Here is an 11926-nt window from a genome sequence, read left to right on the forward strand (position 1 = left end):
GTTGACTTGGGACGACCCACACTCGGATGTGAAGGACTATGCCGCGGCCCGGGCAGCCCACGTTTTTCAGAGACAAGTCTCCAGGCCGCCCGGAATTGTTGGAGTCTCTGTTGCTGGTGGCTCTCTAAAACATGCCACCGGTCCTTCGTGTCTGTGTGGACAGTTCTGCGCGGAGGAACTCCGCATGCGACGTGGCCGTTTTCATACAGGGTTATTCGAGCATGGATCAAACCGATCAGATAGCAACTAAGAACAAGGGGGATGTATTTGATCTCGGACCTCGCCACCAGGCAAGTTGGTGCAGGATCGACCGAGGGCCCGAGCCCAGGGATGGTTCCCGCCGAAGTGAGGGCCTACGCACGGGCTGTCCTCATACATATCGGATGGTCTTTTGGACTGGGGGCACTCCTTTTTGGGCTGGCAGCACTCACTGTAGCCACGAACGGCGCAATGTTCTCCCATTACCGGGTGCGTTCGATTTCGGGCACTTCCTTGCTTGGTGGTTTCGCCGTTCTTGCGTCGATGGTGGTGGCGGTACAAATTCTGGCTCGTTCGCTGAAGAACGAGGAGAAGATGCGCAGACCGGGACCGACGGCCTTCATCGGCTGGATATCGGCCATGCTCCTCGTCCTCGATGCCGGGCTTCTCATGGTTGGGGCCTCGGCCGGAATCAAGGTCAATCCGTGGCCGAATCCGCCCACGATCGATGTGATACTGGTTCTCGGCACCTTAGGGTTTTCGGGAATCATTGCTGCTTTCGCAGGCGACGCCGCAGCCCAAGCAGACTTGCTAAAGTCTCAGAAGCAGGGCTTCAAACAATTGGAAATCGACACAATGAGAGCAGCAGCTGCCGCTCTTCCGCTCGGTAAACCGTCACCAGCCATACGCCGACTTCAAAGCATCCTTCTCTATGCGGCCGTGCCGATGACATGCGGGCTCCTTGCGCTGCTGCTGTTTAACCCTTCCGCTGCACTCGTGTCGGCAGCCGGAGCTGCAATTCTGGCGCTGCGCGCGGTTGGACGAATGAGCACTGCCAGCATTCGCTGGCATTCAGGAAAACGATGGCGGGTCGTTGGTGGGGTGTTTTTCGACCTACTAATCTGGCTGCTGTTCGCCTCGGTGTTTACTCTCGCGGTGCTCGAGCTGCTTGACAAGTCTCCGGAGATACGGGCCACCTCAGTGCCGAGGTTCGTTGCACTCTACTTGGCGGTCTCTCTCCTGCCGCCATATGCCGCAGTATGGTTCACCAGACAGAGCAAGCAGGGTCGCGGAATAGTGCTCGATGCCGGCTCCCGCAGATTATCTCGACGCCTCATCAAGCTTCGCATCGGTCCGGGTCCCTGGATGTCCAGGACCCAACGGCACCCCATGAAACACTTGGGCGAGAAAGTTGCCCGCGCAGTCTGCATCCCTGCTCAGGCAGTCCAAGGCTTCCTGTTGCGGCACCAAATTGTAATCGTTGTTTACCTGCTCTGTGCCATTGGGCTGGCTGCAATAATATTGATCATGTGGCTTGCCGTCAGCCGTTGGTAGCCAGTCGTTCGTCGCGTTCCTCCCACTTCAACTGCCAGAATCGGACCAGAAACAGGACCGATACTGAGCAGGTGTACGGGCACTTCATGCCCCAAGCACTCCAGATGGCGCCGACACCACCGAACGCTCCGTCAGAGGCTTCTTTTCATAGCCTTAGGCAGCAGTTTCAGTCTCGTTGCTCTAGCGATGGCCGCACGAAAGGCCTTGAAGGGTTTGCACCAGGCCAGGAACGGCGGCCTGCGTCTCCGCTCAGAAGGCTAAAAATTCCGCCTAACAGTGAGGACAAGCGCTCTGAGCCTGCTGGCGGAAACAACGCTACAGGACCAGGCCGTGCACCGCCCATGAGTTCTTCGGAAGTTAGAGCAACCCGGTTGACGTCGGGTTAGCAACGAAACCCTTGCCAGGTAGGGTCGGAAGCGCTCGTCATGGACAGGCGTTGACACGCTCTCGGATCCAAACCTCCTGCCTGCGGTCCAGCCCGACATATGGGTGCTTATCGGCGTTTAGCAATGCTGCGGCGTAGGGTCCGTGGGCCGTTTCAGCGAACGTACGGAGGGACGGTGGCTTCGATGAAGGGCTCGAACCAATCGTCGATTTTCATGGGTGCCAGGCCCAGTTGCAGGTTCAGTTCGATGTCGTTTTCGAAGCCGTCCGTGGCGTTCTGGTAGAGCATTTCGCTGTCTGTGTGCTCAAGCGTGTGGTCTTCGAGTCGGCCCCGCCAGCCGTCCGGAAGGTCCAAGTCATAGAGGTCCTAAATGACTTCGACTTGGTCGTAGAGGCAGCGCAGCGCCAGTTCCTGGGCCACGCATGACGGGCGGATCCATCCGCGAATCAGTGATCCAGTCATGTCAGCCGCGATGACGATGAATTGCTGAGTGAACCGGGCATCGTATTTGTCGGCGTGGCGGGGTGGCAAGCCAGAAAGCACGAAGGTGTTGGCGATGTCTTCGCGGTCTATTCGGTCAAGGTTCTGGAGACTGTTGGCCCACGTGGAGCACGTGCTCGATGTAGTTTGCTTCCCGCGTCATGGCCTCGATGCTACCGCCTCGCCCCGGTGCGCTTGCCCGGGGCGAGGGTTCGGCTTATGGTGGCAGGAGTTTCACCACTTTCACCACTTTCACCTAGTTTCACCTGAATGCGCTTTAGGAGGTGCCGCGTGCTGAACCCCTTCAAACCGACGGCCGGAGCGACCCCGCCTGAGCTTGTGGGACGGGCCGGGCTGTTGGACGAGTTTGAGTATGGCCTCCAGCAGGGTTCCGGGGCGCTGGGGCTTTTGACCATCATCACGGGCTCCCGGGGTATCGGCAAGACCGTGATGCTGAGTGAGGCGGAAGGGATCGCCCGGGACCAGGGCTGGGCCGTCACCTCCCGGACAGCGACGCCGGGGTTCCTTGCCGGGGTTGGTGATGACATGCTGCGCCTCCTTGATGAGCTCGGGGACGGGCCTCCTTCGCGGAAGATCACCGCCTTCTCCGCAGCGGGGTTCGGACTCACAACCCAGCTACCTCCGGAACGGGCCGCGGACTGGCGAAGGACCGGGAACGAACTGTTGCGCCGACTGGACGAAAAGGGCACGGGGCTGGTCATCACCATCGACGAGATCCACGCAGTCGACAGGACCGAAATATCCCAACTAGCCGCTGACGTCCAGCACTTCATCCGCGACGGACTGCCCATCGGCCTGATCTTCGCTGGACTCCCGTCAGCGGTGTCCGACCTCCTTAACGAGGGTGTCGCCACTTTCTTGCGGAGGGCCGACAGAATTAATCTCCACGAAGCGGCCATAGCCGAAGTCACCGCATCCTACAGTGAGCTCTTCAACCGGGGAGAGATCACCATCTCTGCGGAGCTCATCAGCAAGGCGGCCGAGGCCACGGAAGGGTATCCCTTCCTGATCCAGCTCGTGGGGTATTACCTATGGCTCGAAGCGGGCAAGGCGGAATGGACACTGGATGGGGCCAGCGTTCAGCGGGCGATCAGCGCCGCGGAGAGGCGTAACAGTCTGGTGGTCGTCGAATCGGCGCTGTCCGACATCTCTGACAAAGACCGCGAGTTTCTCGATGCCATGGCCGCCCAGGAAGGCCCTTCCGCTGCCGGGCAGATCGGTGCCATCCTCAATGCCAGACCAAACGTCGTGTCCAAATACCGCAAACGGCTCATCGCCGCAGGCCTGATCGAGTCCGCCGGCTACGGGAAAGTCGACTTCGCAATCCCCGGACTCCGCCAATACCTCCACGGCTAGAGGGACATATTCACGGCTATCGGCAATACGAACCGTGAAGAAGGCCAATGACCTGGTATTCAGGTAGGAGTGGAGGGGATAGAGGCCATCACAAAAAGTAACCTCCCGCCGTCGTCCTCAGTACCGGCAACTATTCTGGGCAGAAGCCGCCGATCGAACCTGAAGGAAGCCGATGCCCACGCCCGAAAATCCTCTCCGCAAGCTTGGATTCCTCACCATCGGTCTGTTCGATCCCGCTGATCCGGCTGCGGGCCACCGGTCAACGTTGGAGATCATTGAACTCGGCGAGCAGTTGGGGTTCGACAGCGCCTGGTTGCGGCACCGTCATTTGCAGTTCGGGATCTCCTCTCCGGTCGCGGTGATGGCTGCCGCGAGCCAGCGCACATCCAGGATTGAGCTGGGCACCGCCGTGACGCCGCTGGGTTGGGAAAACCCCTTGCGCCTGGCTGAGGACCTCGCCACCGTGGATCTGCTGGCCGGTGGACGGATCAATCCAGGGCTGAGTGTGGGCGAACCGATGCACTACGACACCGTGAAGCATGAGCTGTACCCGGAATCTTCGGAGACAGAGGACTTCACCTACGCCCGTGTGGAGCGCTTTGCCCGCCTGGTCGCAGGCGAAAAGATGCGCGACTTTTCCGGCAAGCAGGGTGTCGTGGAGGAATTCTCCAACCGGGTGGAGCCGCACTCGCCCGGGCTGCGGAGCCGCCTTTGGTACGGAGCGGGCAGCATGAAGTCGGCCGTCTGGGCCGGGGCGAACGGGTTCAATCTGCTGTCCAGCAGCGTGATTTTCCCGGATGTGGACCAGGAACCGGACTTTGCCAAGGTCCAGCAATCGCAGATTCGGGCCTACCGTGAGGCCGCCGCAGCGTCCGGAAACACTGCCAGGGCGTCGCAAGGCTTGGTGGTCATCCCCACCGATTCCGCATCCAAGACTCAGCGGGTTAAGTTCCAGCGGTACGTCGATGAACGCACTCCCCGCACACGGGCTCCCCAAGGTCCGAAGGGCATGCTGTTCGCCCGGGATCTCATTGGCAGCAGCGACGAAATCGCCGAGCAACTGTACGCCCACGGCGGCTTTCGGGAAGTGGATGAGGTGGCTTTCGCGTTGCCCTTCAGCTTTGACCACGAGGACTACGTGCAGATCCTCACCGACATTGCGCAGAAATTGGGTCCGGCCTTGGGCTGGAACCCGGCCGCATAAAGCGGTTAGCGCCGAAATGTACATTTCAGCCTGGGTCAAGGCGGAGCTGGGCCTGGCTTGAGCTATTCAGTCCAGCTAGCGCCTGCCGCCGTCCGTCAGTTGCGAAAGAAATCCGGGACGCCCAGCTTATTGTTCTGGTTGTAGCCATGGGCCACCGCCGGGATATAAACCAGCTCTAAGACTCACTCTCGGGGTTACCGCCCCTTCAGCACATATCGCCTTTCAGGGCGTCCGACGCCGTACTTGAGTCTGACGTCCAGCGCCCCCTCGTCGTGGAGGTACTCAAGGTAACGGCGGGCGCTGACCCGGGACGTACCCAACTGTTCTGCAAGCTCGGCGGCGGACAGATCGCCCGGGGCTGATTTCAGCGCGGATTCAACCAGTTCGAGTGTCTCCACGCTGCAGCCTTTGGGCAGGGTCCGCTCGGAAACGCTCAGGCCGAAGACCCGGTTGACGTCGGACTGTTCTGCCTCCTGTTTCGAATCATCCAGCCCTTGGTAAGCGCTGAGGTAGTGCTCCAGCCGTTCCTGCAGATCAGCCTGCGAGAACGGCTTGATGAGGTAGTGGACAATCCCGCCGCGCAGCGCTTTCCGGACCGTTTCCACTTCACGGGCAGCGCTGATCACCAGGACATCGAGGTCCGGGGCAACATCGCGGAGTTGGTGCATGAGCTCCAGCCCGTTGATGTCCGGAAGATGGATGTCCAGCAGGACTAGATCCGGCCGCAACCGCTCCGTTTCCACCAAGGCTTGGGCACCCGTATGCGCCACGCCCACCACTCCGAACCCTGAGGTCCGTTGGATGAATCCGGCGTGGACCTTGGCCACCATGAAATCGTCGTCCACGATCAGTACCTTGATCACGGCTGAGTTGCCCCCTTATTTGAGTCGGAATCGAGCTTGCCCGAGTCAGAGTCGTTCTTGGTGAATCGTGCCGTAAACACGGCCCCTTGATCAGTGGCCACCGTCAGGTCTCCCCCGGAACGCCGGCAGATCACCCGTGACAACGCCAACCCGAAACCCCGCGCATCGCCTGGTCCTGGCTCTTTGGTGGAGAAGCCCTGGCGGAAGATGTCCTCTGTGGAGCCTAAGGGCACGCCGGGACCGTTGTCCCGAACGGTGACTGTGACGTCGTCACCCGAGTTAACCACCAACACTTGGACCGACGCCCCGGGACGGCCAGTGACGGCGTCGAACGCGTTATCCACCAGGTTGCCCACCACGGTGGTGAGGTCGCGGGACAGTTCCTCGTTGACGCGCGGCAGGGCGGACCTCGGATCCAGCTTCAGCTCCACGCCGCGCTCCGTTGCCAGGCTGGCCTTGGCGATCAGCAGCGCTGCGAGCGCGGGGTCCTCTATGCGGCTGGTGACGTCGTCGTTGAGCCGAGTCCGGTCCACCGTGGCTCCATTGACGAACTGCACCACGGAATCGTATTCGCCTATCTGGATCAGGCCGGAGATGACGTGGAGTTGGTTGGCGAACTCGTGGGCCTGGGCTCTCAAAGTATCGGTCACGGTCTTGGTGGCGCCGAGTTCACTCTCCAGGGAGGACAGCTCGGTCCGGTCCCTCAAGGTGGTGACGGAACCGATGTCGCGCCCGTGGGAACGCAGGGCAACGCGGTTCATAACCACCAGCCGCTCCCCCACGAGTACCAATTGATCCGCGTCTGACTGTTCACGGGTGAGGACTATTTTCAGCGCAGGGTCTACGTGGAGGGTTCGCAGCTTCTTTCCCACACAATCCGGTGGCAGGCCAAGGAGTTGCCTGGCGCTTTCATTGGCCACCGTAATACGCTCGTGGGGATCCAAAGCGACTACGCCTTCCTTGAGGCCCTGCAGCATCGCTTCACGGTTCTCTACGAGACCGGTGATTTCCCGCGGTTCCATACCGAGGGTTTGCCGTTTGACGCGGCGGGACAACAGGAGGGATCCGGCAACGCCCAGGACGCTGGCGACACCCAGATAGGTGAGCAGGTTGGGAATGGCGTCCCCAAGTCGCTCGATGGTGGACGGATAGTTCCGGCTAATAGAGGCTATGCCAATCATCTTTCCGGCGTCATCCAAGACGGGGACGTGGGCAGACAGTACGGCGCCGCTGCTGCCAGACAGGACACCCGTCCAAGCTCGCCCATCCATGACTTGGCTCTCGCCCAACGGAAGTGACTGGCCCAACAGGCTGGGATCGGATGAGGCCACTACGGTGCCGTCGAGCTTTGCGAGGGCGACATGGGATGAGCCTGAAACTGTGCGCACCGATTCGGCAACGGCCGGGAGGGCTGAGCCGACGCGGGGTTCGGCCTCCGGCAACAGCGCGCGGACCGTGGGGTTGCTGCCCAATGCTTCAGCAGCCAACAGCGCCCGGCGGCCTTCAGTCCTTTCGAAGGTGGCAGCCGACTGGGCCAAGGAGATGGCCACTACGGCAACGAGAACCGCGAGGACGATCAGCAACTGCAGCACCAGGTACTGCCCTGCCAAGGACATGCCTCTTCTTCGAGACAGTCGAGTCAGTCGAGTCACTGCTGGGTTCCTTTGGTGGTACCAGTGAGCGGAGGGCAGACAACAGCTTCCCCCGTGGCGTATCGGAACTATACCCCAGCGGCACGGAAGACCAGCTCAGACGGCCAAAACCAAGATAAAACCCGTGAACGCAATGAACTTAAAGATCACTGCGAACACAAGAGTGATCCCTGTCACTTACCCGCCTAGCATCAAATCAACGGGGCACAACGCTGATCGCCCTACACCGAATTTTCGATGATGAGAAGAGGAACACCATGCGCCAGATCCGCGCATTGCGAGTCGCCGCCGTCGCCGCCGGCATCGCCCTGATGGCCACCGGCTGCGGTGCCACAGGTAAGTCCACCGGTTCTGACAGCACCGGCGCAGCAGCAGGACCCATCACCGGGCTCCAGATCATGGTTCCGAACACTCCAGGTGGTGGCTACGACACCACCGCCCGGGCAGCTGCCAAGGTACTGGACGACGAGAAGATCTCCACCAACACCGAGGTCTTCAACCTTGCGGGCGCTGGCGGAACGGTGGGCCTTGCCCGCATCGTCAACGAAAAGGGCAACGGAGACCTCACCATGCTCATGGGCCTGGGTGTTGTTGGGGCCAGCTACACCAACAAGTCCGAGTCCAAGCTGACCGAGACCACTCCTCTGGCAAAGCTCATCGAGGAGCCCGGCGCCATCATGGTCAGCAAGGACTCCCCGTACAAGACCATCGATGACCTGGTGACGGCGTGGAAGGCCAACCCGGGCTCCATCGCGGTTGGTGGCGGTTCCTCGCCGGGCGGCCCGGACCACCTCCTGCCGATGCAGTTGGCCGGCGCTGTCGGCATCGATGCCACCAAGGTCAACTTCGTCTCTTACGACGGCGGTGGCGACCTCCTCCCCGCCATCCTTGGCAACAAGCTCGGCTTCGCCGCTTCCGGCGCCGGCGAGTACCTGCAGCAGATCAAGTCCGGCGAGATCCGGGTCCTGGCCACCAGTGGCGAGAACCGCCTGGAAGGTGTGGACGCTCCCACGCTGAAGGAATCCAACATCGACCTCGTCTTCACCAACTGGCGCGGCGTTGTGGCCCCTCCGGGTATCAGCGAGGACGACAAGAAGTCCCTGATCGCCGCCCTTGAGAAGATGCACGCCTCCGCTGGCTGGAAGGAAGCACTCAAGACCCACAGCTGGACCGACGCTTTCGTTACCGGCGACGAATTCCAGACGTTCCTGACAGACCAGGACAAGCGGGTGGCGGACGTCCTGACCAAGCTCGGGTTGGCGTGAGCTCCTTAGCAACAGGCTTGAAAGGCCGCGCCGAGCTGGGGGTAGCCCTCCTGCTCGGCGTGGTCGGCATCCTGGTCTTCCTGGACGCGAACGGCCTGGTCACCCCGTACTCGCAGTCGGACCCGGTAGGTCCCAAGACCGTCCCGTTCATTGTGTCCGGTTTGCTGATCGTCTGTGCTGTTCTGCTAGCCATCAACGTCCTCCGCGGCGGCAAGGGCGAAGCCGAGGGCGGCGAAGACGTCGACCTGGCCCACCCTGCCGATTGGAAGACCGTCCTTCCGCTGGCCGGAGCTTTCATCCTGAACATCCTGCTCATCGACTGGGCCGGCTGGGTCATTTCCGGAACTGTCCTCTTCTGGGGCAGCGTACTGGCACTCGGCAGTCGTCGCTACATTCGTGACGGCCTTATTTCCGTCGCCTTGTCATTGCTCACCTTCTACGGCTTCTACCTCGGCCTGGGCATCGCGTTACCGGCCGGGCTCCTGGAAGGAATCCTCTAATGGACGTCTGGTCCTCCCTGATGGACGGTTTCGCGACCGCCCTGACCCCCATGAACCTCTTGTTCGCCGTGATCGGCGTACTCCTGGGCACCGCCGTCGGCGTCCTTCCCGGGCTGGGCCCGGCCATGACGGTAGCGTTGCTGCTTCCGGTCACCGCCGCCCTGGAGCCCACCAGCGCCTTCATCATGTTCGCCGGCATCTACTACGGCGGCATGTTCGGCGGTTCCACCACTTCCATCCTCCTCAACACACCTGGTGAATCGTCGTCGGTGGTGACTGCCATCGAAGGCAACAAGATGGCCAAAGCGGGCAGGGCCGCACAGGCGCTTGCCACAGCGGCCATCGGCTCGTTCATCGCCGGAACCATTGGCACCGCGCTATTGGCGGTTTTCGCACCCATCGTGGTGCAGTTCGCCGTCAGCCTGGGTGCTCCCAGCTACTTTGCCATCATGGTCCTCGCACTGCTCGCGGTGACCGCCGTCCTTGGCTCGTCCAGGCTCCGCGGCTTTGCGTCGCTGGCCCTTGGTTTGGCCATCGGGCTGGTGGGCATCGACTCCGTGACCGGCCAACGCCGCCTGACCTTTGGTCAGCCGCTGTTGGTGGACGGTTTGGACATTGTGGTGGTCGCCGTCGCGATCTTCGCCGTGGGTGAAGCCCTCTGGGTCGCAGCCCACCTGCGCCGGACTCCGTTGCACGTCATTCCCGTGGGTCGTCCCTGGATGGGCAAGAAGGACTGGGGACGTTCCTGGAAGCCCTGGCTTCGCGGCACCGCCTTTGGCTTCCCGTTCGGTGCCCTGCCCGCCGGTGGCGCGGAGATCCCCACGTTCCTGTCCTACGTCACCGAGAAACGGCTCACCAAGCACCCGGAAGAGTTCGGCAAGGGCGCTATTGAAGGCGTCGCCGGACCAGAGGCGGCCAACAATGCTGCCGCCGCCGGAACCATGACACCGCTGCTCGCACTCGGCCTCCCCACTAACGCAACAGCCGCCGTCATGCTTGCAGCATTTACGTCCTACGGCATTCAGCCAGGCCCGCAGCTGTTCTCCAGCGAAGGACCGCTGGTGTGGGCACTCATTGCGAGCCTCTTCATCGGCAACTTCCTGCTCCTGCTCATCAACCTGCCCTTGGCACCGGTCTGGGCAAAGCTGCTGCAACTCCCCAGCCCCTACCTCTACGCGGGCATCCTGTTCTTCGCTACCTTGGGTGCCTACTCGGTCAACCTGCAGGCTTTCGATCTTGTAATCCTGTTGGTGCTCGGTGCCCTCGGATTCATGATGCGGCGCTTCGGACTGCCCGTCCTGCCGCTGATCCTCGGAGTCATCCTGGGCCCGCGCATCGAGGGCCAGCTCCGCAAAACGCTGCAGCTGAGCGCCGGCGACCCCGCAGGCCTCTTCAGCGAGCCGATTGCCATCGTGGTTTACATCATCGTGGCGCTCATCCTGGCCTGGCCGCTGATCTTCAAACTCATCCGCCGCAACCGTCCGGTGGCAGCCACAGTGGTCCCGGGTAACTCCGGCGCTACGGTCCCGAGGGAAGCCGGTGGCGTCAGCCACGGCAGCCACCGCGCCGACGGGACAGCAAACGGCGACGGCGGCAGCGACGGCTAGCCTGGCATCTGGCACTGTCAGTCGCCTCACCAACAACCAGCACAAACAGGAGAAACCATGACCATCGTGGTGGGATACGTCCCCACACCAGAAGGCGAAGCGGCATTGACGCAGGCCATCGCCGAGGCCAAGAAGAGCAACGACACCCTGTTGGTCATCAACTCGTCCAAGGGCGACGCCCTGGTGGACAACCGCTACGCGCAGGAGCCGGACATCCAGAGCATCGAGGACCGGCTCGCTGATCAGGGCATCCGGCACATCATCAAGCAGCCGGTCCGCGGCCACGACGCGGCCGCCGAAGTCCTGGACGCCGCCGACGAGAACGACGCCGAACTGATTGTCATCGGCCTTCGTCGCCGCAGCCCGGTAGGCAAGCTCATCATGGGCAGCGTCTCCCAGCGGATCCTGCTGGAGGCGGACTGCCCGGTCCTGGCGGTCAAAGCGGACTAGAAGTTTTCTTACAGCTAATGCCCTTAAGATTCGTTCTTAGGGGCATTACTTGTACGAAAAAACTCGCAAGGGGGACCACGTGACTGAAACCATCCGCACCGCAACAACGCACGACGCCGGGAGGCTGGCGGAGCTTGCCGCCATCACCTTCCCGTTGGCGTGCCCGCCCGGCTCCTCGCCGGCTGACATCCAGGACCACCTGCAGAAGACGCTGAGCGAGGCAAATTTCGAGGACTACCTCGCCGATGCGAACATCACCATCCTGGTGCTCGACGACGACGGGCAGCTCTTCGGTTACACCATGCTGATTGCAAAGCCGGCCACCGACCCCGACGTCGCCTCGGTACTTTCCGCGCTACCCTCCACGGAGCTGAGCAAGTGCTACGTCCACCCTGACCACCATGGCAAGGGCGCCGCATCAAAGCTCATTAAGGCCTCGCTAGCGGATGCCGCGGACAAGGGAGCTTCAGGAGTCTGGCTCGGCGTGAACAGTGAGAACGCGAAAGCCATCCGCTTCTACGAGAAGAGCGGTTTCCAGCGGGTTGGTGCCAAGTCGTTCAAGCTCGGCGACACCGTGGAGCACGACTTCGTCATGGAGCACGCGCTCTAG

At 61.8% G+C, this 11926-nt stretch carries 11 protein-coding genes; 8 read left to right on the plus strand and 3 right to left on the minus strand.

The window, feature by feature from the left end; genetic code table 11:
* Positions 1 to 450 precede the first annotated feature (450 nt).
* A complete protein-coding gene (locus tag AC0J5Z_RS20500) occupies positions 451 to 1533 on the plus strand; it encodes a hypothetical protein (RefSeq protein WP_475036036.1) in 1083 nt (360 codons plus the stop codon).
* A 538-nt stretch (positions 1534 to 2071) separates the two neighbouring features.
* Here AC0J5Z_RS20500 and AC0J5Z_RS20505 read toward each other — a convergent pair.
* Positions 2072 to 2272: a hypothetical protein gene (locus tag AC0J5Z_RS20505; protein ID WP_475036038.1), complete on the minus strand. Its 201-nt coding sequence runs from the start codon at positions 2270 to 2272 to the stop codon at positions 2072 to 2074.
* Positions 2273 to 2689: 417 nt separating this feature from the next.
* Here AC0J5Z_RS20505 and AC0J5Z_RS20510 point away from each other — a divergent pair, with 417 nt between their 5' ends.
* Positions 2690 to 3775 carry an AAA family ATPase gene (locus AC0J5Z_RS20510; RefSeq protein ID WP_475036040.1) on the plus strand — a complete coding sequence of 362 codons (1086 nt, stop codon included), beginning with the start codon at positions 2690 to 2692 and terminating at the stop codon, positions 3773 to 3775.
* A 172-nt stretch (positions 3776 to 3947) separates the two neighbouring features.
* Positions 3948 to 4979, plus strand: a complete 1032-nt coding sequence (locus AC0J5Z_RS20515; RefSeq protein WP_475036042.1) for an LLM class flavin-dependent oxidoreductase — start codon at positions 3948 to 3950, stop codon at positions 4977 to 4979.
* Positions 4980 to 5173: 194 nt separating this feature from the next.
* Here AC0J5Z_RS20515 and AC0J5Z_RS20520 read toward each other — a convergent pair whose 3' ends face one another.
* The gene (locus AC0J5Z_RS20520) at positions 5174 to 5842 is read right to left on the minus strand and encodes a response regulator (RefSeq protein WP_475036044.1); all 669 of its coding nucleotides are present in this window, start codon (positions 5840 to 5842) and stop codon (positions 5174 to 5176) included.
* Complete coding sequence (locus AC0J5Z_RS20525) at positions 5839 to 7458, minus strand: sensor histidine kinase (RefSeq protein WP_475036046.1); 1620 nt, start codon at positions 7456 to 7458, stop codon at positions 5839 to 5841. The genes AC0J5Z_RS20520 and AC0J5Z_RS20525 overlap by 4 nt, the downstream gene beginning before the upstream one ends.
* Before the next feature lie 293 nt (positions 7459 to 7751).
* Between AC0J5Z_RS20525 and AC0J5Z_RS20530 the strand changes: the two genes are divergently transcribed.
* From AC0J5Z_RS20530 to AC0J5Z_RS20550, 5 genes are all read left to right on the plus strand, one after another.
* Positions 7752 to 8759 carry a Bug family tripartite tricarboxylate transporter substrate binding protein gene (locus AC0J5Z_RS20530; RefSeq protein ID WP_475036048.1) on the plus strand — a complete coding sequence of 336 codons (1008 nt, stop codon included), beginning with the start codon at positions 7752 to 7754 and terminating at the stop codon, positions 8757 to 8759.
* A complete protein-coding gene (locus AC0J5Z_RS20535) occupies positions 8756 to 9259 on the plus strand; it encodes a tripartite tricarboxylate transporter TctB family protein (protein ID WP_475036050.1) in 504 nt (167 codons plus the stop codon). Before AC0J5Z_RS20530 ends, AC0J5Z_RS20535 begins: the two co-directional genes overlap by 4 nt.
* A complete protein-coding gene (locus AC0J5Z_RS20540; RefSeq protein ID WP_475036054.1) occupies positions 9259 to 10866 on the plus strand; it encodes a tripartite tricarboxylate transporter permease in 1608 nt (535 codons plus the stop codon). Before AC0J5Z_RS20535 ends, AC0J5Z_RS20540 begins: the two co-directional genes overlap by 1 nt.
* A 57-nt stretch (positions 10867 to 10923) precedes the next feature.
* On the plus strand, positions 10924 to 11316 hold the full coding sequence (locus tag AC0J5Z_RS20545) for a universal stress protein (protein WP_475036057.1): 393 nt from the start codon (positions 10924 to 10926) through the stop codon (positions 11314 to 11316).
* A 79-nt stretch (positions 11317 to 11395) separates the two neighbouring features.
* Positions 11396 to 11926 (plus strand): N-acetyltransferase family protein, encoded by a 531-nt coding sequence (locus AC0J5Z_RS20550; RefSeq protein WP_475036062.1) that lies wholly within the window; start codon positions 11396 to 11398, stop codon positions 11924 to 11926.

This window comes from Paenarthrobacter sp. TRD_SC_7, assembly GCF_056156245.1.